This is a genomic window from Hyphomonas sp. UBA4494 (assembly GCF_002388935.1).
Lineage (GTDB): Bacteria > Pseudomonadota > Alphaproteobacteria > Caulobacterales > Hyphomonadaceae > Hyphomonas.
Genome location: NZ_DGNK01000026.1, coordinates 63533 through 85102, shown reverse-complemented (window position 1 = coordinate 85102; position 21570 = coordinate 63533). Strand labels below are relative to the sequence as shown.

Annotated in this window: 22 protein-coding genes and 2 tRNA genes; 15 read left to right on the top strand and 9 right to left on the bottom strand. The window is 56.7% G+C overall.

What is annotated here, in order from left to right; all coding sequences use genetic code 11:
- Positions 1–54 precede the first annotated feature (54 nt).
- The 13 genes from rpmF (at position 55) to B2P82_RS10125 (ending at position 11520) form a co-directional block, all read left to right on the top strand.
- Positions 55–240 (top strand): 50S ribosomal protein L32, encoded by a 186-nt coding sequence (gene rpmF / locus B2P82_RS10185; protein WP_034812412.1) that lies wholly within the window; start codon positions 55–57, stop codon positions 238–240.
- Positions 241–346: 106 nt separating this feature from the next.
- Positions 347–1627, top strand: a complete 1281-nt coding sequence (gene eno, locus B2P82_RS10180) for a phosphopyruvate hydratase (protein WP_290496945.1) — start codon at positions 347–349, stop codon at positions 1625–1627.
- Positions 1628–1696: 69 nt separating this feature from the next.
- Positions 1697–1996 (top strand): FtsB family cell division protein, encoded by a 300-nt coding sequence (locus tag B2P82_RS10175; RefSeq protein WP_034812408.1) that lies wholly within the window; start codon positions 1697–1699, stop codon positions 1994–1996.
- A 69-nt stretch (positions 1997–2065) separates the two neighbouring features.
- Complete coding sequence (gene pdhA / locus B2P82_RS10170) at positions 2066–3079, top strand: pyruvate dehydrogenase (acetyl-transferring) E1 component subunit alpha (RefSeq protein ID WP_034812406.1); 1014 nt, start codon at positions 2066–2068, stop codon at positions 3077–3079.
- 55 nt (positions 3080–3134) lie between these two features.
- Positions 3135–4523, top strand: a complete 1389-nt coding sequence (locus B2P82_RS10165; RefSeq protein WP_290496944.1) for a pyruvate dehydrogenase complex E1 component subunit beta — start codon at positions 3135–3137, stop codon at positions 4521–4523.
- A complete protein-coding gene (locus tag B2P82_RS10160) occupies positions 4513–4836 on the top strand; it encodes a DUF5076 domain-containing protein (RefSeq protein ID WP_206990456.1) in 324 nt (107 codons plus the stop codon). The genes B2P82_RS10165 and B2P82_RS10160 overlap by 11 nt, the downstream gene beginning before the upstream one ends.
- A gap of 1 nt (position 4837) precedes the next feature.
- Entirely contained in the window at positions 4838–6166 is a 1329-nt protein-coding gene (locus tag B2P82_RS10155) for a pyruvate dehydrogenase complex dihydrolipoamide acetyltransferase (protein ID WP_290496943.1), read from the top strand.
- Positions 6166–6549 (top strand): hypothetical protein, encoded by a 384-nt coding sequence (locus tag B2P82_RS10150; RefSeq protein WP_290496942.1) that lies wholly within the window; start codon positions 6166–6168, stop codon positions 6547–6549. Before B2P82_RS10155 ends, B2P82_RS10150 begins: the two co-directional genes overlap by 1 nt.
- Positions 6546–7961, top strand: a complete 1416-nt coding sequence (gene lpdA / locus B2P82_RS10145) for a dihydrolipoyl dehydrogenase (RefSeq protein ID WP_290496941.1) — start codon at positions 6546–6548, stop codon at positions 7959–7961. Before B2P82_RS10150 ends, lpdA begins: the two co-directional genes overlap by 4 nt.
- Positions 7962–7999: 38 nt before the next feature.
- Positions 8000–9208 (top strand): Nramp family divalent metal transporter, encoded by a 1209-nt coding sequence (locus B2P82_RS10140; RefSeq protein WP_290496940.1) that lies wholly within the window; start codon positions 8000–8002, stop codon positions 9206–9208.
- Positions 9205–9969 carry a 5-oxoprolinase subunit PxpA gene (gene pxpA / locus B2P82_RS10135; RefSeq protein ID WP_290496939.1) on the top strand — a complete coding sequence of 255 codons (765 nt, stop codon included), beginning with the start codon at positions 9205–9207 and terminating at the stop codon, positions 9967–9969. Before B2P82_RS10140 ends, pxpA begins: the two co-directional genes overlap by 4 nt.
- Positions 9966–10592 carry a 5-oxoprolinase subunit B family protein gene (locus B2P82_RS10130; RefSeq protein ID WP_349679743.1) on the top strand — a complete coding sequence of 209 codons (627 nt, stop codon included), beginning with the start codon at positions 9966–9968 and terminating at the stop codon, positions 10590–10592. Before pxpA ends, B2P82_RS10130 begins: the two co-directional genes overlap by 4 nt.
- Before the next feature lies 1 nt (position 10593).
- Complete coding sequence (locus tag B2P82_RS10125) at positions 10594–11520, top strand: 5-oxoprolinase subunit C family protein (RefSeq protein ID WP_290496938.1); 927 nt, start codon at positions 10594–10596, stop codon at positions 11518–11520.
- Between the two features lie 210 nt (positions 11521–11730).
- On the opposite strand, the gene B2P82_RS10120 is transcribed toward B2P82_RS10125, so the two are convergent.
- The 6 genes from B2P82_RS10120 to B2P82_RS10095 form a co-directional block, all read right to left on the bottom strand.
- The gene (locus B2P82_RS10120) at positions 11731–12534 is read right to left on the bottom strand and encodes an MBL fold metallo-hydrolase (protein WP_290496937.1); all 804 of its coding nucleotides are present in this window, start codon (positions 12532–12534) and stop codon (positions 11731–11733) included.
- Positions 12534–13307, bottom strand: coding sequence for a TatD family hydrolase (locus tag B2P82_RS10115; RefSeq protein ID WP_290496936.1), 774 nt, complete (start codon positions 13305–13307; stop codon positions 12534–12536). Before B2P82_RS10115 ends, B2P82_RS10120 begins: the two co-directional genes overlap by 1 nt.
- A 10-nt stretch (positions 13308–13317) precedes the next feature.
- Positions 13318–14253 (bottom strand): DNA polymerase III subunit delta', encoded by a 936-nt coding sequence (locus B2P82_RS10110; protein ID WP_290496935.1) that lies wholly within the window; start codon positions 14251–14253, stop codon positions 13318–13320.
- Entirely contained in the window at positions 14250–14906 is a 657-nt protein-coding gene (gene tmk, locus B2P82_RS10105; protein WP_290496961.1) for a dTMP kinase, read from the bottom strand. Before tmk ends, B2P82_RS10110 begins: the two co-directional genes overlap by 4 nt.
- Positions 14899–16050 (bottom strand): D-alanyl-D-alanine carboxypeptidase family protein, encoded by a 1152-nt coding sequence (locus B2P82_RS10100; RefSeq protein ID WP_290478813.1) that lies wholly within the window; start codon positions 16048–16050, stop codon positions 14899–14901. Before B2P82_RS10100 ends, tmk begins: the two co-directional genes overlap by 8 nt.
- Before the next feature lie 119 nt (positions 16051–16169).
- Positions 16170–17441, bottom strand: a complete 1272-nt coding sequence (locus B2P82_RS10095; protein ID WP_290496934.1) for a septal ring lytic transglycosylase RlpA family protein — start codon at positions 17439–17441, stop codon at positions 16170–16172.
- Positions 17442–17665: 224 nt separating this feature from the next.
- Between B2P82_RS10095 and B2P82_RS10090 the strand changes: the two genes are divergently transcribed.
- Positions 17666–17755: transfer RNA gene (locus tag B2P82_RS10090), tRNA-Ser, on the top strand.
- Between the two features lie 108 nt (positions 17756–17863).
- Positions 17864–19063, top strand: coding sequence for a CaiB/BaiF CoA transferase family protein (locus tag B2P82_RS10085; RefSeq protein ID WP_290496933.1), 1200 nt, complete (start codon positions 17864–17866; stop codon positions 19061–19063).
- Here B2P82_RS10085 and B2P82_RS10080 read toward each other — a convergent pair.
- From B2P82_RS10080 to B2P82_RS10070, 3 genes are all read right to left on the bottom strand, one after another.
- A complete protein-coding gene (locus B2P82_RS10080; RefSeq protein WP_290496932.1) occupies positions 19060–19857 on the bottom strand; it encodes a crotonase/enoyl-CoA hydratase family protein in 798 nt (265 codons plus the stop codon). The two genes, B2P82_RS10085 and B2P82_RS10080, sit on opposite strands and share 4 nt — an antisense overlap.
- 110 nt (positions 19858–19967) lie before the next feature.
- A tRNA-Leu gene (locus B2P82_RS10075) sits at positions 19968–20052 on the bottom strand.
- A 66-nt stretch (positions 20053–20118) separates the two neighbouring features.
- Positions 20119–21561 (bottom strand): NAD(P)H-hydrate dehydratase, encoded by a 1443-nt coding sequence (locus B2P82_RS10070; RefSeq protein WP_290496931.1) that lies wholly within the window; start codon positions 21559–21561, stop codon positions 20119–20121.
- Positions 21562–21570: the final 9 nt, after the last annotated feature.

Here is a 21570-nt window from a genome sequence, read left to right as displayed (position 1 = left end):
TGAGGCCTCTTTCCAATTCACGCGCATTTCGCGCCAAACCACTGGATACCTGTTATGGCAGTTCCAAAGAGCAAGATCTCGAAGTCGCGCCGCGGCATGCGCCGCTCGCACGACCGGCTGGATATGAACACATATATCGAAGATGCGGAATCCGGTGAACTGCGCCGTCCGCACCACATCGACCTGAAAACCGGCATGTATCGCGGGCGTCAGGTTCTTGAGCCACGTGACGATATCTAAACGACCCGCTGTTGCGCTTTTGAGCGCGCAGCCTTAAGGGTGCGAGCGCTTCCTGCCAGAGCAGGGGGCGCTTTTTTTATTTCTAGGCGCAAAGGTACAGCCACTCATGAGCGAGATCATCGACATCCATGCCCGGGAAATCCTGGATAGCCGAGGCAACCCAACCGTCGAAGTTGATGTGACGCTGGAAGATGGCTCTCTCGGCCGCGCAGCAGTCCCTTCTGGCGCTTCTACGGGTGCGTATGAGGCCCATGAGCAGCGTGATGGGGACAAGGCGCGTTATCTCGGCAAGGGCGTGCTGAAGGCCGTTGACGCCGTGAATGGTGAAATATTCAACGAACTGGCTGGTCTGGACGCAACCGAACAGCGCATGATCGACATGTTGATGATCGATCTGGATGGAACGGAAAACAAGTCCCGCCTCGGCGCGAATGCGATTCTGGGCGTCTCCATGGCACTTGCAAAAGCTGCTGCCGAGAGCTCGGCTATGCCCCTCTACCGATATGTGGGTGGACCCAATGCCCGCGTTCTGCCGACGCCGATGATGAACATCATCAATGGCGGCGCGCATGCTGACAATCCGATCGACATCCAGGAATTCATGGTCATGCCAGTCAGCGCAGAGAGCCTCTCTGAATCCGTGCGCATGGGTGCCGAAGTCTTCCATGCGCTGAAGAAAACCCTGAGTGATGCAGGCCACGATACCAATGTCGGCGACGAAGGCGGGTTTGCACCAAATCTGGCATCTACTGACGAAGCCATCGGTTTTGTGATGAAGGCTATTGAGAAGGCTGGATACAAACCTGGAGAGGACATGGCATTGGCGCTCGATGCGGCCTCTACAGAGTTCTACAAGAACGGCAAATATGAGCTTGCCGGGGAAGGGAAATCCCTCGGCTCCGACGAATTCGCAGCCTACCTGGCCGATCTTTGCGCCCGCTATCCCATCATCTCCATTGAAGATGGTATGGCCGAAGATGATTGGGATGGCTGGGTCGCCTTGACCGAATCAATCGGTGACAGGGTTCAGCTGGTGGGCGACGATCTGTTCGTAACCAATCCGGATCGTTTGTCTATCGGCCTTCAAAAAGGCGCGGCGAACTCCATTCTGGTGAAGGTCAATCAGATCGGCACATTGTCCGAAACGCTCGACGCGGTCGAATTGGCGCATCTTCATGGCTATACGGCGGTCATGTCCCACCGTTCTGGCGAGACAGAGGACGCAACGATCGCAGACCTCGCCGTTGCGACCAATTGCGGACAGATCAAGACGGGGTCTCTTTCTCGTTCCGACCGTATAGCCAAATACAACCAGCTGATTCGCATAGAAGAAGAGCTGGGACCTGTTGGCATCTTTGCCGGCCGCTCGCGCATCAATGCTGCCTAGCGGTCTGGGCCCGTCAATCGGGCCGGCGGCGATCACGCTCTCTTAACCATAACCGGATTAGGTGAGGTTATGAAATCGCGACTCGAGGCCGCCGGCCTGTCTCTTCTTGTGCTCTATTTCGCCTACCACGCGTTTGCGGGGGAGAAGGGGCTTGGGCGTTGGTCTGATGCCCAGATGGAGTTGGAGGATCGCAAGGCTGAACTCGCCAGCCTTGAGAGCGACTTGAATCGTCTCCAGGTCGATATCAGACGCCTGACTCCGGGATCGGTGGATCCTGATTTCGTGGAAGCCATGGCGCGGGACAAGCTGGCTTTTGTCTATCCGAATGAAATTGTTCTCGTCTCTTCGGAACCAAGCTCTGCAAATTGACATAGTTGTTCTGACTTGTCGTTGCGTAATCGCGCATACATAAGTCTGGAAAAGGGTTGGAGCGAACTTATGGCGACTAAAGCAAGAAGTACCAAAAAGGCACCTTCAAAGACCAGCAAGGCGGAGATGCTGAAATATTATCGGGCCATGCTCCTGATACGCCGGTTTGAGGAAAAAGCCGGACAGCTCTACGGCATGGGCAAGATTGCTGGCTTCTGTCACCTTTACATTGGCCAGGAAGCGGTCGTGACGGGCATGCAAGCCTGTTTGAAGGATGGCGACCAGATCATCACAGGGTATCGCGATCATGGTCACATGTTGGCATGCGACATGGACCCACGTGGCGTGATGGCGGAACTCACAGGTCGCATCGGCGGGCTTTCCAAAGGGAAGGGCGGATCGATGCACATGTTTTCCAAGGAAAAGAATTTCTATGGAGGCCATGGGATCGTTGGAGCTCAGGTTCCGATTGGCACCGGCCTTGGATTCGCCAACAAATATCGCGGAACGGACAACGTTGCCCTTGCATATTTCGGGGACGGCGCCGCCAATCAGGGGCAGGTCTACGAAGCATTCAACATGGCGTCGCTCTGGGATCTGCCAGTCGTCTATGTCATCGAGAATAACATGTACGCCATGGGCACAAGTGTGGCGCGGCACGCCTCGGAAACCGAACTCTACAAGCGCGGCATTTCATTCGAAATCGAAGGCGAGGAAGTCGATGGCATGGATGTCATGGCTGTGCGCGAAGCAGGCGAAAAAGCCGTCAAATATGCTCGTTCCGGAAAAGGTCCGTACATACTGGAAATGAAGACTTATCGGTATCGCGGCCACTCCATGTCGGACCCAGCCAAATACCGGAAACGGGAAGAAGTCGACGACATCCGATCGCACCACGATCCAATCGAGGGCCTGAAAGGTCAGCTTCTTGAACTGGGTCATGCAAGCGAAGACGAACTCAAGAATATCGACAAAGAGATCAAGGGCATCGTCAAGGAAGCCGCCGACTATTCTCTTGAGAGCCCGGAGCCCGATCCATCCGAACTCTGGACTGACGTCCTGAAAGACGTCGAGGTCGCCTGATGCCAGGAAAGAAAGCACCTCGACTGTCCGCCATCCTGTTTTCCGGAGCACATTAATGTCCGTAGATATTCTCATGCCCGCCCTGTCTCCGACCATGGAAGAGGGCACATTGTCGAAATGGTTGAAGCAGGAGGGGGACACTGTCTCCTCCGGCGACATCATTGCCGAAATCGAAACTGACAAAGCCACAATGGAAGTCGAAGCGGTGGACGAGGGCGTTTTGGCCAAGATCCTCATTCCCGAAGGCACCGAAGGCGTAAAGGTGAATGCCGTCATTGCCGTGCTCGCAGAGGAAGGCGAAGATGCCGCCAAGGTAGAAGCCAAAGGCGATGCTGGCGACCAGGCCACCGAAGAGCCGGCCGAGTCTGGTGAAGGTATGAAAACAGAGGAGACGGGCGACGAAGTCGGGGCTCCGAAGGCTGCCGTTTTGTCAGACCCGAGCATCCCCGAAGGCACTTCCTTTACCGACACGACGGTGCGGGACGCATTGCGCGACGCCATGGCTGAAGAGATGCGCCGTGACGAATCCGTTTTCGTAATGGGTGAAGAGGTGGCCGAGTATCAAGGTGCCTATAAGGTCACACGGGAACTGCTTCAGGAATTCGGCGCACGCCGTGTGGTGGATACACCGATCACGGAACATGGGTTTGCCGGGCTTGGGGTAGGGGCCGCCTTTGCAGGACTCAAACCCATCGTCGAATTCATGACCTTCAATTTCGCCATGCAGGCCATCGACCAGATCATTAACTCGGCGGCCAAGACCCTATACATGTCAGGTGGCCAGATGGGCTGTCCCATTGTATTCCGTGGCCCCAATGGCGCCGCATCGCGCGTGGGCGCACAGCACAGTCAGGACTATTCGGCATGGTATGGCCAGATCCCTGGGCTGAAAGTGGTTGCGCCATATGACGCCGCCGACGCGAAAGGCCTGCTCAAGGCGGCTATCCGCGATCCGAACCCGGTCGTATTCCTTGAACATGAGCTACTGTACGGAAACAGTTTCCCGGTTCCTGATCTCGACGATCATGTCCTGCCTATCGGCAAGGCGGCCATTAAGCGATCCGGCTCAGACGTGACGCTCGTCGCGCATTCCCGAATGGTTGGATTCGCGCTACAGGCCGCCGAGACGCTCGCAGAGCAAGGCATTGACGCAGAAGTCATAGACCTGCGTACAATCCGTCCGCTCGACACAGAAACAGTGATCGAAAGCGTGAAGAAAACCAATCGCATTGTCTGTTGTGAAGAAGGCTGGCGTTTCTTCGGCGTCGGGGCGGAGATTGCGGCCACAGTGACGGCCGAAGCGTTTGATTATCTCGACGCACCACCTGCCCGTGTCCATCAAAAGGATGTGCCCCTGCCTTATGCGGCCAATCTGGAGGCGATGAGCCTTCCGAATGCCGATGATATTGTCGAAGCTGCGCGGAGAGTTTGCTATGTCGACTGAGAAACGAGAACTCAAATCGCCGCCATCTGTTGAGGGCGCTGACATCGCTCAGGAAATGATCCGGTTCTGGATCGCAGACAATACAGACCATGTAAGCCTGCGTGTCGGCGAAGCAGCTGATCCGGCGACGGAGCCAACCATGTGGGGCTTCATCCTGGGCGACATCGCCAAGCATGTCACAGACGCTTTCAAGGATCATCATCCAGACGGCCCTGAAAAGGAAGAGATCATCAAGGAGATCGTGACCGGCTTCCTGAATCGCATCCAGTTCGGCCCGAAATCACCGGGCGATGTCCAAAAGATGGGGGACTGATATGGCTATCAATATCACCATGCCCGCCCTGTCTCCGACAATGGAAGAGGGCACGCTTGCAAAATGGTTGGTAAAGGAAGGTGACACCGTTTCCTCCGGTGACATCATTGCCGAGATTGAGACCGACAAAGCCACGATGGAAGTCGAGGCAGTGGATGAAGGTGTTGTCGCCAAGATCCTCATTGAGGCCGGCGCGGAAGGCGTAAAGGTCAATGAAGTGATCGCCATCCTTGCCGAGGAAGGTGAAGACGCCTCCTCAGTCAAAGCGCCCGCCAAGTCAAATGCACCGAAAGACAAGGCAGAAGCCGCGCCTAAACCGGAAGAACCGAAACCGGCCGCCATGGTAGAGACTACTGCCCCGGCAAAGAAAGCAGACAGCGCAGCTACGCCTTCCAAGTCACCCCTGCCATCTGCAACCTCATCAGATGGCCGCATCAAGGCCAGCCCCTTGGCACGCCGGATTGCGGAGATGAAAGGTCTAGACCCTTCGGGGCTGACGGGGACTGGTCCGCGCGGCCGGATCATCAAGCGCGACGTCGAGAACGCCAAAGCCGCACCGTCTGGCGCGAGCGCGGGGGCTGCAACCCAACCGGAGGGCCTAATCCTGCCGCAGGTCCTGGACGATCGGGTCTATGCGCCTGACAGTTATGAACTCGTGCCACTGGACGGCATGCGCAAGACTGTCGCCAAGCGTCTGACGACCAGCTTCATGCAGGTTCCGCATTTCCCGCTAAATATCGATCTTGAGCTCGATCATCTGCTTGCGAGCCGTGCTGCGATCAATGCTGCGGCACGCGAAGGCGTGAAGGTTTCGGTCAATGATATGCTCATCAAGGCTGCCGCCATGGCTCTGATGGACGAGCCGGATTGCAATGCTTCCTATACCGACAAAGGTATCGCCTATCACAAGCATGCCAATGTTTCGGTTGCTGTCGCGATTGAAGGAGGCCTGATCACGCCAGTTGTGTTCAGCGCGGAGACCAAAGGCCTGGCAGAGATATCGGAAGAGATGAAGGATCTTGCGACCCGGGCGCGGGAGCGGAAGCTGAAGCCGCAGGAATATAGCGGCGGCACATTCAGTATTTCCAATCTCGGCATGTTCGGAATCAAGAGCTTTGCCTCAATTATCAATCCACCTGAAGGCATGATCCTGTCAGTCGGCGCGGGTGAAAAGCGCGCTATCGTCGACGCCAAGGGAAATATTGTTGCCCGTACCGTCATGACGGTAACGCTCACCTGTGACCACCGCGTGGTTGGTGGGGCGGAGGGAGCCAAATGGCTTCAGGCTTTCAAACGGTATGTTGAAACCCCCGAAGCCATGCTGCTCTGATGACGCAGCTCGGGATGATGCTTGTCAGCCTGACCCTCCTCGCCGGATGCTCCGAGGAAAGCGTTTCCACGGACAATTCGTCGGGCATGAATGAGGCGGATATTCGCATGATCGCTGGCGAGCTTGCGATCCAGAAAGGCATCAGCCTTTTGTGCGACAGGGAGGCTACAGACCAGCTTTCGGAGTTCATGGAAGACCTGCGCTACGAAGGACTAGCTCGGGAGCTTCGCGAAGATGTTGCCGCTGACAGCGTTGTTCTGATGAACAAGATTTCTGCGGAAGAACCGGAATACATTTGCACGCCTGAAATGTTCGAGAGCGCGGATTTGCGCGTCTCCCAGGCGCTTCTGGCATGGGATGAAATGAGAGGAATTACCCAATGAGTACGCAGTACGACCTCATCGTGATCGGATCCGGGCCCGGCGGGTATGTTTCGGCCATTCGCGCGTCGCAGCTGGGCATGAAGACGGCCATCGTCGAACGTGAAAGCCTCGGTGGGATTTGTCTGAACTGGGGCTGTATCCCGACCAAAGCGCTGCTGCGGTCGGCGGAAGTCCTGCACCTGGCCAAGAACGCAAAGGAATTCGGTCTGAAAATCGACAAGGCCGATTTTGACCTCGATGCCGTCGTGAAGCGTTCACGCGGCGTGGCGAACCAGCTATCGACCGGAGTCAAATTCCTGATGAAGAAAAACAAGATCGACGTTATCGAAGGCACCGCCCGTCTCGAAAAAGGTACGCAGGCACCAAAGGTCATCGTCAAAGGCAAAGATGGCAAGGAAACGTCCTTCCAAGCCAAGCACGTCATGTTGGCGACGGGCGCGCGGGCGCGGGACATCCCGCAAGCCGGTCTGGTTGCAGACAAGAAACTGATCTGGACTTATCGTGAAGCCATGACGCCGGATGTCATGCCAAAGCGGCTGTTGGTCATAGGATCAGGTGCGATTGGCATTGAATTCGCAAGTTTCTATCATGAACTGGGCGCAGAGGTGACAGTCGCTGAAGTGATGGATCGCATTCTGCCGGTGGAAGACGAGGAAATTTCGAAACTCGCGGAAAAGGACTTCAAGAAGCAAGGTCTGAACATTGTTACAGGCGCGAAAGTCGAAAATCTGAAAGCGGGTAAGTCCACCGTTACAGCAGAAATTACAGACAAGTCCGGCAAGAAGGAAAACAAGGAATTCGACCGGGCGATTCTCGCAGTTGGGATTGTCGGCAATGTTGAAGATCTTGGCCTCGAAGATCTGGGCGTAAAGGTCGAGAAGACCCATGTGACCGTGGACAATTTTGGCCGTACCGGGGTCAGAGGTCTATACGCAATCGGCGATCTGACGGGCCCGCCATGGTTGGCCCACAAGGCCTCTCATGAAGGTGTGGTTTGTGTGGAAGGTATCGCCGGGGCCGATCATGCCGAACCCTTTGATCCCTGGAACGTTCCAGGCTGCACTTACGCGCACCCGCAGGTCGCCAGCGTCGGTCTGACTGAAAAAGCCGCAAAGGAAAAAGGCTACGATATCAAGGTTGGCCGCTTCCCCTTCATCGGCAATGGCAAGGCCATAGCAATGGGCGCCTCTGAAGGCCTCGTAAAAACCATCTTCGACAAGAAGACCGGGGAATTGCTCGGCGCGCACATGATCGGCGCAGAAGTCACCGAACTGATCCAGGGCTATGTTATCGCGCGCCAGGGTGAGTTGACCGAGCAGGATCTCGCTCACACAATCTTCCCGCATCCGACCATTTCGGAGAGCATGCATGAATCCGTTCTGGATGCCGAAGGCCGTGTGATACATATCTAGGGACCAGTCGCACCGTGCGACGGTCGCGGGGGCGTTCCATGAAACTCAAAATCGGTCCGGGTGCTCTTGTCGCCGCGGGCTTCATTGGACCTGGCACCGTCACTGCTTGCACGCTCGCCGGCGCAAATTTCGGCTATGCCCTCATCTGGGCGTTGGTTTTCGCCACCTTTGCCACAATCATCCTGCAAGAAATGGCGGCCCGACTTGGAATCGTTTCCGGCAAGGGATTGGCAGCCGCCATGACCGCCCCCGAAAATGGGCCGATCATCAGATGGTCCGTAATAGTTCTTGGCGTTTCGGCACTCGCTGTTGGTAATTCAGCTTACGAGGCAGGAAATCTTGCTGGTGGAGCGTTGGGGCTTGAGGCTCTGGTGGGATCCTTCGGCATTTCCCACAAACTGATTGTATTGGTTCTAAGCGCAGTTTCTGGCGGATTTCTTCTGTTTGGACACTACCGGCATATCGAAAAACTGCTGATTAGCCTGGTTCTGCTCATGAGCGTCGCCTTTGCAGGCAGTGTCCTCATCACGCGACCTGATATGTCCGCATGGTTTGGAGGTCTGTGGCCGACCGTACCCGATTCTGGATTGCTGACAGCCATCGCTTTGATTGGCACGACCATCGTTCCGTACAATCTGTTTCTCCACGCCTCGACGGTTCGTGATAAGTGGCCAGACAGGTCTGCGACGGCGTTGCGAGCGGCGCGAACGGACACGGCTATATCAATCGGTTTGGGCGGGATCGTCTCCATTCTGGTTTTGTCGACCGCAGCGGCTAGCCTGTTCGGATCAGGCATAGCTGTCAGTTCTGCCGCTGATATGGCATCTTCAATCGAGCCAGCCTACGGGCCGTTTGCAAAATATCTGGTTGGCGTCGGCCTATTCGGCGCCGGACTTTCGTCATCAATTACCGCGCCGTTGGCGACATCCTATGCCTTGTCCGAGTTCGGCGGCTTCCCACGTAATGGTCGCGTGTTTCGCGGCATTGCGCTCACCGTTCTAATCGTTGGGACCGCTGTCGCTTTGCTAGGCGTCCGCCCCATCAGCATCATACTTTTCGCGCAAATTGCGAATGGGTTGATATTGCCAATTATCGCAGTGTTCCTGCTTATCGCAATGAACCGACGCGGATTGTTGGGTGACCACGTCAATTCATGGCTGACCAACTTACTGGGCATGGCAGTCGTCGTAATTACCTTTGGCCTTGGCTTGCGCCTTATCCTGAGAGCCCTAAATGTGTGGTCATGAGCCGCACAATTTGTCTGAACTCTGATATCGGGGAATTGCCGGGCGAAACTGGTCGCGCAATGGATCGTGCAATCCTTGATGTGGTCAGCCGGTGCAGTATCGCCTGCGGCGGCCACGCTGGTGACGATGATAGTATGCGAGCGACGCTGAAAGCTGCCAAGGCGCGCCACGTGGTCGTCGGTGCGCATCCATCTTATCCGGACAGGCAAAACTTCGGGCGCAAAAGCATGAAGATGCCGCAAGATGAACTGGAATCATCGCTCCGTCAGCAGGTGAGAGCGCTTGGCAGTCTTGCGAGAGGTCAAGGCATAGCGATCGACCATCTCAAACCCCACGGCGCATTGTACAATGACGCTTCGCGGGATCCCACGCTTGCAGAATTCATCGTGCGCCTCACACGTGAAGCACGCATACGGGCCGTAATTGGGCCGCCTGATTCCATGCTGGCCAAGATTGCCCACGCGACGGGCACTGATTTTCTGGCCGAAGGCTTTGCGGACCGCACATACGCCCGCGATGGCTCGCTACTCGCGCGAGGTGAGTCAGGTGCAGTGATCCACGAGGCGGATGCTCAAGCAGCGCAGGTAATAAGCATGATCGAGGACAGCACGGTCATAGCCGCGGACAACCAAGTGATTTCTCTCCAAGTGGACACAATCTGTCTTCACGGAGATACGGCAGGAGCAGTCCAATCCGCACTCGCACTCAGAGAAGCGCTTCACTCACGGGGTATCGAAATCAAGGCACAGGCCGCGCCGTGAAGGCACCGGTTATCGTGCCATGCGGTGACGATGCGCTGAGGCTTGTCATGCGGGCGACGGAAGACCGTCAGGCTATTGCACGCGCCCTGCGTGGCAGCCGCATTTGGGATGAGGTTGTGATCGGTCGGGAAAGTGTAACGGTTCAGTTTGACCCTTCCGCCCTAGGCCCAGCCAAGGCGCTGGCCATGTTGAAACAAGCGGCAATGGCTGACATTAACGCGGCAGTTGTTGACGCGCCGAATTTAAAGTTGCTGGTACGGTCTGATGAGGCCAATGCACCCGACCTTGCGGACTGTGCGGCGGCGAACAACTGCTCTAGCAATGAGTTTCTAAATATCTTGGCTCGCTCGAATTTAAGTGTCGACATGCTCGGATTCGCGCCCGGTTTTGCGTATCTGTCGGGTGTCGATCCAAATCTGTTGGGGGGCAGGGTGGATCACCCCCGTCAGCGTGTCAAAGCCGGTTCTATTGGCTTTATCAAAGGCTATCTCGGCATTTATGCTCTGGACGGGCCAGGGGGCTGGCCAATTATTGGCCGGACCGATGCGATGCTCTTCGACAAAACGGCGCGAGATCCTTTTGTCCTCTCGCCGGGTGCCGAAGTTCAAATAGAGTGGGTCTGACGTGACGCTTCGCATCATGAATGCCGGGCCACAGGCAACCCTGCAGGGCAACCAGAGAGCGGGATATCGCTATTCTGGTATTCCGTCATCCGGGCCTGCTGACCCCGTTTCCCATGCGATCGCAAACCATCTGGTTGGGAATCACGCGAGCACGACCGGAATCGAGATCACCTATGGACCCTTCTCGGTAGAGTTTCAGGCATCCGCAGCAATCGCGCTTACCGGAGCGGTGGCTCCGACCAGCTTGAATGGTCGTGTGGTTTCATTTCACGAGACACTCTTCGTCAAGCAGGGCGATTTTCTGGAAGTCGGCCGTCCGGACCATGGGCTGCGAACCTATCTGGCGATCTCTGGTGGAGTTGTGGGTGATGAGTTCCTGGGGAGCGAGTCTACCTATATTCCTGCAGGCTTGGGTGGTTTTGATGGCCGTGCGCTCGGGTCTGGGGATGTGGTTGAAACGAGCCCCCGCACAAAACCCAGCCGGGAAACGACACCTGAAACGCTGCAGTTTCCACTCGGCAACAGTTTTGCTCTGCGGGCGAGCGAAGGGCCTGACTATACAGTCGACTGCACTCATCTTTGGACGGAGCAATACAAGGCAACACGCCGAGCTAGCAGAATTGGTATCGAGCTGGATGGCGCGTTTCCCAAAATAGATTCCATCGCAAACCTGCCGAGCGCCGGAATTTTCCCTGGCGCATTGCAGTTGCCGCCGCAGGGAAGGGGGTTCCTACTATTACCAGACTGTCAGACCACAGGAGGTTATCCGCACATTCTGCAGGTTAACCGGTCTGACCGACACCTACTGGGTCAGATCCGGCCCGGCGATTCTATCTTGTTCCTGCACAGGACGCGGGAGCAAGCGGCCGACGATCTGATAAAGAAGCAGAAATTTATTGCATCCTGGATCGGTGGGTTCCGAGTGTAGCCGAGCTGGCCGCACGCTCGAAATGTAAACAAATCCTTGATGGAGGGTGTTGTGCAATTTCCGGGAGCCGTTCATGGAAGGCGATCAGTACATGATGTGCGCCGTCTCTGAGCGTCGCACCAATGAACGTTGATTCCGGTCCGCCAAGTTGTCGTGGAATGAAGATCCAAGAGTCGCATAATCATCATTATGGGAAATGGTGTTGATGTATTATATAATGAAATCAAGGCGCAAGCCATCATGCCCAGGTATCACGCCGGTCGGAAGTTCTTTGCAGAGCGTTTGGTAATCCATGTCGACGTGCATGTTCGTCAGTACTGCCAGGCGCGGCGATATATTCGCGATCCACTCCAATGCCTGATCAAGATTTGCATGCGATGGGTGCGGCGTGTACCGCAATGCGTCGATGATGAGTGTATCAACCCCCTGCAACGCCTCGAGCGTTTCTTCTGGTAGTCCGTTAACATCATTACAGTAGGCGAGATTACCTATACGAAAACCGAGGCAGCGAATGCGGCCATGCTCCATGTCGAGTGGCAAGAATTCGATATCGCCGCCGGCACCGGAAATCTTAACCAACTCGAGCGGCACAAGCTCATCTTGCAGGTCCAGGATCGACGGGTAACCACCCTTCCCCTCGAAACAATATGAAAATCGTTCTGTCAGAGTGCCGCGAGTTTCAGCGCTCAGATAAGTGGGTATTGGCTTGCGTTGGCGAATGCAGATCGGTCGAACATCATCAATTCCGTGGCTCTGGTCGGCATGGTCATGCGTGTACAGGATCGCGTCCAGGTGGCCGATCTGTTCGGCAAGCAACTGTTCTCGCAGATCTGGCGACGTATCGATCAGGACATTTGTGGATGCGCCATGAGCGTCGAACGACTGAACCAGCGCCGAGCATCGCAGGCGGCGATTTTTTGGTTCCGATGGATCGCACGCCCCCCAATCGCCACCGACGCGTGGAACGCCGCCGGATGAGCCCGTGCCCAGCAGTGTGAAGATACCTGTCGTCATCAGTTCGGTATTCTCGAGAAAAGGCGCATGGCGTTGTCGGTCGTTGTTTTCAGGACGTCGTGGAGTGGAATACTCTTTAGGCTTGCGAGCGCTTCAGCAACGTGAATGAGATAGGAAGGCTCATTGCGACGACCGCGCATCGGCACCGGCGCGAGATAAGGGCAGTCAGTTTCTAGGATCAGGCGGTCCATGGGGACATCTGCAATCACTTCCCTGACTTCCCGCGCGCTCTTGAAGGACAGTATGCCTGATACGGACACGAATCCTCCAAGGTCGAGGCCGCGCTGGGCCAGCCGCGCGCCACCCGTATAGCAATGCAACAGCGGGACGAAACTTCCCTTTTCGAACTCCTCTTCAAGGATATCGCCCATCATGTCGTCAGCTTCACGTGTGTGCAGGATGAGCGGCAGTCCCGTCTGTCTGGCCGCTTCGACATGCGTTCTCAGACTGTTTATCTGTGCACCCTCTGCGCTGTAGCCATAATGGAAATCGAGGCCGGTTTCGCCTATGGCAACCACATTGGGATCCGCCGCCCCGTTGACCAGATCATCGACTGAAAGGTCGGTGAAATCCTTGCTGTGATGAGGGTGGATGCCGATCGAGCACCAGATGCCTGGATGTGCCTGCGCAATCGACCTGATCGCCTCGAAATTGTCGAGACGATCACAGATTGCGAGCATACGCTTCACACCGGCCGCGTCAGCCCGTGTGAGCACGTCGCCTAGATCGTCAGCAAACGTCTCGCCGTGCAAATTCACATGCGTATCAAACATAGCTGACGACTTAATGCGCCTTTGCAGCGCTATAAAGCCCTGCAATCAGCTTGGATGCCGTTTGAGCAGGATCCATCTTCAGGGCGCGCGCTTCGCCAGCGAGCCGGGATACTTCCAGCCAAGCCTTGGCTGCGGCGGGCTCCCGTTCTGCGCGCTGCGCCAGCCATGTCAGAATTTCCTCCTGAAACGCCTGCATGGCGGTATCGTCAGCACTTGCAGTCTGGAGCGCGTCCGTCACTAGCCCGTCATTCGGTCTCGGCAGGCTGCGCAAAAGGACCTTGGTCGCGTGAGATGCCGCGAGACCTGCCGGCGTAGATAATTGTATTCCCAAGCCTGGTCGCCCCTTGGACAAAGACGCGGCTTCAGCCGGCGCGGTGGCGGTTTCCAATGCGCGTTTTGTATCTTCATCACCCAGTGCCGAGACTCGCAGGACTCTGCAGCGCGACCGAATGGTTGGCAGGATAGGTGTCGTTCCATGATTCACCAGAAACAGGATGCTATGCTCCGGTGGCTCTTCAAGTGTCTTGAGCAAGGCATTCGCACCATTGCGATTCAATTCGTCCAGCGAGTCGATAATGCCGACGCGCCACCCACCTTGTGCGGGCTTGAGGGAAAAGAACTGGATCAGCTCACGCACCTGATCGACCGAGATATCCTGGCGTAGCTTGCCTTTGTCGTTCAACTCGCGATGTACCACGCGCAAATCGGGGTGAGCGCCGGTAAGACAGGTTCGCGCAACCGGGTCAGAAGAATCTGCATCAAGCGGCGCTGCTTCCGGGCCGCGAGCGCCGAGCATGTAAGCGGCGAGCCGGTTTGCCATTGTGGCCTTACCGATTCCTGATGGCCCTTCGATCAGCCAGCCATGGTGTAGCTTGCCGGTTGTTGCCGATGCCAGAAACGAAGCCTCAGCCGTATCGTGCCCATACAAAGGCCAGGCGATGCTCATCCTGCCATCTCATTCAATGCATAAGTTTGAGACACGATGCGCCAGGCTGCTGCGTACACGCTGGCGATATCCCGAGAAGCATCTATCAGTTTGCAACGCAGAGGCTCTTCTTGCGACAGCGAAATAAATCCCTGACGGACTGCGTGATGAAAGTCAGTAGCGCGCTTTTCAAAGGCATCGTCCGGACCATTGCGCGCAGATCTGCGGCCTGCGGTGGTTTCGAGGGGGGCATCAAGAACGAGCGTCAGTGTTGGTACCGTGTCTCCCAAGACGGTGCTTTCCATCGATTTGAGGACATTGGACGAGACGCCGCCTTTGACACTTTGATACACGCTCGTGGAGTCCGCAAAGCGATCACAGATCACCCATTTTCCCTCAGCCAGTGCAGGCCGTATCAATTTTTCCAAATGGTCACTGCGGGCGGCATTCATCAGCAAGGCTTCGCTCATTGGCGACCAGTCCGCGCCAGCGGGCGGATGCAATGCAAGTTCGCGAACAGCTTCTGCCAGTGGAGTGCCGCCGGGCTCGCGCGTTGTGACGACGTCAAAGCCCTCAGCCCGTAAGCGCTCTGCCAAAGCATGTTGAAGCGTGGACTTGCCTGTACCTTCACCGCCTTCGAGCGTAATGAATTTGAGGGGCGAGACTTCAGCCATCATTGCCGCCGATCATCTGGCTGAGACCTTCGACTGCTCGGCCGAAGAAGCCGAGCTTCTTGACCGTTGCCTCAGCAACGATAGGCGCTTCGGTTGCAACCTGACCTTCTACAGTCACGACCAGTTTTCCGACCGTGTCGCCAGCACGGATAGGCGCCTCGAGCGCACCATCAAGAACTATCTCCGATGTCGCTTTCTCAAGCGCAGCCTTGTGGCCGGCTATCGTCATCTTGCTGGCGAGCGAAACCGGCACCATTTGTTGCTGACCGAGCCAGACTTTGACTTCCGGTAGCTCGACGCTCTCCGGCGTGATCACTTTCAGATCATAGCTCTGGAATGCCATCCGCATCATGCGTTCGCCTTCCTGGGCTCGCGCCGCCATGCTCTCAAGACCGTTGATGACGATTGTACGCCGTACGCCGTCACGAACGGCGGAGGCGGTGAGTCCATATCCCGAAACCTCGAGGTGACCCGTCTTGAGGCCATCAGTGCCTTCAATACTGAGCAATGGATTGCGATTTGCCTGCGTATATTCGCGCCACGTATATGACGGCATGTCGTACCAGTCGTAGTATTGCGGATACTTGTCGATAGTGAGCTTCGCCATCTTGGCGAGGTCTTCTGCAGATATAACGTGGCCAACGGCCTCAAGGCCGGTCGTGTTCTGGAAGTTCGCAGAACTCATGCCGAGTTCATGGGCGAGGGAGGTCATACGCCGTGCAAAGGCTTCCTCTGATCCCGATATACCCTGAGCCAACACGATACAGGCGTCATTGCCAGACATGATGATTACGCCGTGCAGAAGTTCTTCAACGGTTGGCGTATCGCCGGGCGCAAGTCCCATTGTCGATGTACCAGACGGGAAACCACCTCGGCGCCACGCGTCTTCGCTGACGGTGAATTTGTCGGTCAGGGAAATCTCCCCCCGATCAATCAGTTCGAACACAAGGTAGGCCGTCATCATCTTTGTCATGGAGGCGGGGATCATGGGTTCCGCGCCATCCTTGGAGAAGAGTATTGTGCCCGTCTCGTGATCCATGATCACAGCATGACTGGCGGGCGTATCCATGATCTGTGCCTGGGCCGAACCCGTCGCTGCGACTGCCATCAGAATGGCGGTGAGGATCTGGGTTTTTGGCAGCATTGTAAGCCTCCGAAATGTGCTGAACGGTTGGCCGAAACCAATACGGCCCTTTTTCCCGTTTATACAGGAAAAAGGGCCGGTTTGTGGTCAGCGTCAATGGTGGCTATGCGGTCGTCAGGTCAGTTCTGGGAAACCACCCGACCGTTGGATATGCCGTAGCGGTGAAGATCATTGTTTATCCGATCAGCAGCATCCCGGTTCATGAAGGGGCCAACGCGCACCCGGAAAAAGTCTGCGCCATTTACGCGTGCCGGATCAATTTGGGCACTCATATTGGTCGGCATGGACTGAATGAGGCTTTCAGCGTTCGAAATTTGCGAGAATGCGCCAACTTGAACAAAGTAATTCCCGACCGAAACAGGCTCATAATTTGGCGTGCTGCTCCGGCTCGCGGCGTAAACAGGACTTGGCGCAGAAGCTGTGGTGACTGAGGGCGCGCGCGTTTCATTATTGTCAGAAACCAGAATCGGTTGCGGTTTTGGAGCCGTGACAGGAGCAGGGCCCAGATAACGAATTCGTACATTGGCGCGCCCTGCCCCGGTCATGCCGAGTTCCACAGCGGCGCGCTCGGAGACTTGCAACATGGCGCCATCTTCAAAAGGTCCGCGATCATTCACGCGCACAACAATTTCTGTGTTTGTTTCAAGATTCACGACCTGAACCAGGCTCGGCAAAGGCAGGTTCGGATGCGCGGCCATAAGCGCAGATTGGTCGAAGGTTTCGCCATTTGCGGTCGGCAGGCCCTGGAATTCGTCACCATAGATGATGGCCGCACCGGTTTCATCGAAGACGGGTACGGTTTCAGGCTGAACCGAATGCGTTGCAGCGGGTGTCAGGTTGGTGGCAACACGACGCGCATCTGTTGCCGTTGGGGCACCGGCCCCCTGCTCTGCGACAGGTTCGGGAGCGCCAGCGAGTTTTGGCAGAGATTCTGTCAGGACTTCGGACTGTGCTCGTTCTGCAGCGACACGCCCGGCGGCGGCTTGCGGATCAAATGGTTTTGCGGATGTTGGCTGTGTTGCGACAGGCGCAGGTGTGCCACTTATTGGCGCGCTTATGCTGGCATATTCTCTTGTCCCGCTTGCCGGGTTCGCAAATCTTGGCACCGAATTTGAGGAGTTTGAGGCAGACTGTACAGGCGCAGGCTTCGGCGATGCTCCCGGATAACTGAACTGGACCCGTGCTTTGGCTTTCTCTGGGCTGGGCTGGGCCTGGCTCGGTGCAATGAAGACGTTTTGACGTTCTGTTGAAATTCGGGCGCTTGGCTCTTGCGACTTAAAGACGATTGGTGCGGGATCGGCCCATGCGGGCGCTGATACGAAAGCAGCAGCAAAAGTGGCAACAATAAAGGCGGGAAGGCGATCGGTGATCTTGGTCGATGGCGCGCGCATTCGCGGTGTAACCTCATTCTGAGTTTCTATTCGGCGCTTTGCGCCTGAACGTCCGGCTTTTCTGCCGTACCTGGCTTGTTTACCACGCCAAGGTGGATGCAGGATGAACCTTCTCTCACGAAACCGCAAATGCCTCTTAGTGATCGATTCACGATTTGCGAGCGGTCAGCATTCGCAGATGAGGGCTTGCAAAACCACTTCCTCTGTTGGACATACCGGGCGCCGGAGGAATGGCAGAGTGGTTGAATGCGGCGGTCTTGAAAACCGTTGAGCCTTCGCGGGCTCCGGGGGTTCGAATCCCTCTTCCTCCGCCATGTGGCCTTACACTATGCGTGGGTTTCGAGAGCTGACCTTTGGTCAGGCTGGCCATTCGCAAGCGCTTCCTGCAAAACTTTGGCAAAACCAGAACATCAGGAGGATTAATGCTCGAAGGTATCAAGGTCGTAGAATATGCGACTTATATGGCAGCGCCAGGCGCAGGCTCGATCTTGAGCGATTGGGGCGCCGATGTGGTCAAGATAGAGCCGCCGGGTGGCGACCCGATCCGACTTTTCTTCAAGACGATCGGGACGGACATAACCGACAATCCTGTGTTCGATTTCGATAATCGCGGCAAGAAATCCATCGTGGTCGACACGTCCAAGCCAGAAGGGCAGGAGCTCGTACGCAAGCTCGTCGCCGACGCCGACGTGTTCCTGACCAATGTCCGCCCCGGTGGCCTCGAACGGTCCGGCCTGGATTATGAAAGCCTGAAGGAGTTAAACCCGAAACTGGTCTACTGTTCCCTTACCGGATACGGCCTGCAAGGGCCTGATGCGAACCGCCCCGGCTTTGACATTGCGAGTTTCTGGAGCCGCACGGGTGTTGCCAGATTGACAGTTCCAAAGGGCGAAGATCTGTTCGCCAATCGCACCGCATTCGGAGACCATACGACCTCGATGTCGGCTGCAGCCGGAATTTGCGCAGCGCTGGTTGAGGCTGGGCGGACAGGCAAGGGGCGTTTGGTTGAAGCCTCCCTTTTCCGTGCCGGTCTGTACGCACTCGGTTCCGATTTTGCGATCCAGCTCTTTTTTGACCGGGTTGCGTCAACAAAATCCCGCCATGCGCAAAATGTCCCCATCACCAATTTCTTCGAAACCAGAGACGGCAGCTGGATGTGTCTCGTATCCCGGCAAGGTGAAGTCGATTGGGCCCCGATCTGTCGAGCGATCGATCGGGAGGAATTGATTGAAGATGAGCGGTTCACTTCCGCCAAGGCGCGCCGGAAGAACAGGGCCGAAGTCGTAGACATTCTAGATGAGGGGTTCGCAAAATACGACAAGGCCGAGATGGCAAAACGGCTGGATGCGGAATCCCTCGCCTGGGCGCCTGTCCAGACTTTGGCCGAAGTGGCCAAAGATCCGCAAGCCATCGCTGCAGGCGCGATTGTTCAGACACCGAGCGCGAAGGGCGATGGCTCAACTTATGCTTCGCCAGCCTCGCCAGTTCGTTTTCCCGGCGCAGACGACGGGCCTAAAGGCCCCTCGCCTGCATTGGGTCAGCACACTCGAATTGTACTCGATCAACTCGGCCTGACGGACGACGCCATCGAGAGTCTCTATGCAGACGGAGTTGTGTCTTAGCGGCCCTTGAACTCGGGCGTCCTTTTTTCGAGGATCGCGTCCACTCCCTCCATATGGTCCTCAGTCTTGTGCATGAGAGCCTGAGAGGCGGCGGACATTTCCATGATCGTTTCGTAGGAAGCGTTGGTGCCATGACGCATGAGAGTTTTTGCTAGGCGCAAGGCTTGAGGTGGCTGCGCAGCAATCTGTTCGGCCAGCGCCAAGGCTTCGTCCATCAGCGCATCGCCCGGGACGACTTTCGAGACGAGACCCCACTCTTCTGCTGTGGCGGCATCAATGACTTTGCCCGTGAACAGAAGCTCGGCTGCGCGGGATGAACCGATCAGTCGGGGCAGCAGCCATGCGCCGCCATCACCGGGGATCAGGCCAAGCTTCAGGAAGGTGACGCCCATCTTGGCCTTGTCGGAGGCTATGCGAATATCGGCCATGCAGGCGACGTCGCAACCAAGACCAATCGCGGCCCCGTTTACGGCCGCGATCATCGGTACTTCAAGATTGTAGAGCGATTTCACAATCAAGTGGATGTTTCGGCGATAACCCTCACGGATGTCATGCGGCGCGCCGCCGAACGCGCCGGTGCCCTCTTTCATCGCTTTCACGTCGCCGCCGGCGGAGAATGCCCGGCCAGCGCCCGTCAAAATCACGCAGCGGAGTTCAGCGTCCGCAACAATCTCATTACATGCAGCCGCGATGGCCAAACCATCACCCTCCGCCCCCAGCGCATTGAGGCTATCGGGGCGGTTCAGCGTCAAGATCATGATGGATCCGCGCTTCTCTGTTGTCACGATCGACATGTCTGGAAATCCTCCGTGTTTTCTGAATGCCTTGCTGGCAGGCGAGCACAGGATTGTCCATCCGGCAAACGGCCGCTTGCCGCGCGGTCAGAGTTTGATTTTTGAGTGAGTGGTGCGGATGAGAGGACTCGAACCTCCACGCCTTGCAGCGCTGGAACCTAAATCCAGTGCGTCTACCAATTCCGCCACATCCGCATGACGGGTTTTCCTACGCGAGCCGTGACCACGCTTCAACACCAAACCCACGCAGGGGCTGCGAATTTATTGCTGTTCGCCGTGCAGGGCGCTCAAGATATCGGGAAGTTCAGATTCCAGGTCTTCGGCGATCAGCCCTGCCCCAACGCGGCGTCCGGCCTCACCATGTAGCCAGCTGGCCATGGCCGCCGCCGTGAACGTATCAACACCCTGCGCCATGAGACCGCCTGCAATGCCCGCCAAAACATCGCCAGACCCAGCCGTTGCAAGCCAGCGCGCTGCGTGTGTGTTCACAATGGCCATACCGTCTGGTTTGGCAATAACGGTGTCTGGGCCTTTAAGCAGGACGACGCAGCCAGTCATTCGGGACGCTTTGCGCGTCGCTTCGACCTTGTTTACTTCTGAGTCCAGCAGGTCACCAAAGAGTCGATTGAACTCACCGATATGAGGTGTAATCAGGTCATCTGACCGCAGCTGTCTGTAGAAGCCATCTTGATCATCGGCGAAGACGGTCAAGGCATCTGCGTCGAGAACAGCCTTCGATTTGGATGAAAGCAAACACTCAACATTCTTTTTTGTGCCGGTCGTGATGCCCGCGGCAGGCCCGAGGATCACCGTGCTGGCGGATTCAATACTCTCGCGCAGCTGTTCAGCATCCGACACTTCCTTGAGCATGACAGCAGTCAGATGACTGGCATTTACCGCCACAGCATCCGGCGGAGACAATAGAGTCACGAGCCCGGCACCGGCCCTCAGCCCCGCGCGGCTGGCCAGACGCGCCGCGCCTGTCGATGCGACATTTCCACTGACCACGGCCAAATGACCTCGGGCATGCTTGTGGCTGCCCTGCCCCGGCTGGGGCAGATTGCGTCCCCACAATATGGGGCTGTTTTCGAGCAGTTTGCTCTGAACCGGCACACCAATATCTGCGACGAATATGCCTCCGCAATATGCGGCACCCGGCAACAGGACGTGTGCCGGCCGCAATGCTGCGAACGTGATGGTTCCTTCTGCTCGGAAACACACGCCAAGTGGTTTGGCCGACTCTCCATGAATACCAGAAGGCACATCAATCGAGACAACGCGGCCGCCGCGCTCCGCCAGCTTTGCTGGAACGCCCTCGAGCGGGCGGGAAAGGCCGCCACCAAACAGAGCATCCAGAACTATCTCGTGTGGGGCCTCCAATGCGGCATTGAGTGGCTTGATCTCACCCTCCCACTCGGCCGCTGCCTTGGCAGCATCTCCTTTGAGAGATTGCTTGTCCACAAGGCAGAAAACCTCGACGTCTCGCCAAAGCTTTGCCAGTTTAGCCGCAGCGATGAACCCATCTCCGCCATTGCCACCTGGGCCACACAGAACCTGGATGCGGCCTTCCGGCCATTGTGCATGGACGAACTCGGCTACGGCGTTTCCAGCGCGTTGCATGAGGTCGAAGCTGTCAGTGCCGCTGGAAAAAAGTGCTTCTTCTGCGGCCCGCATTTCCTGCGGAGTAAGAATAGGTCTGCCCATAGTGCAGGC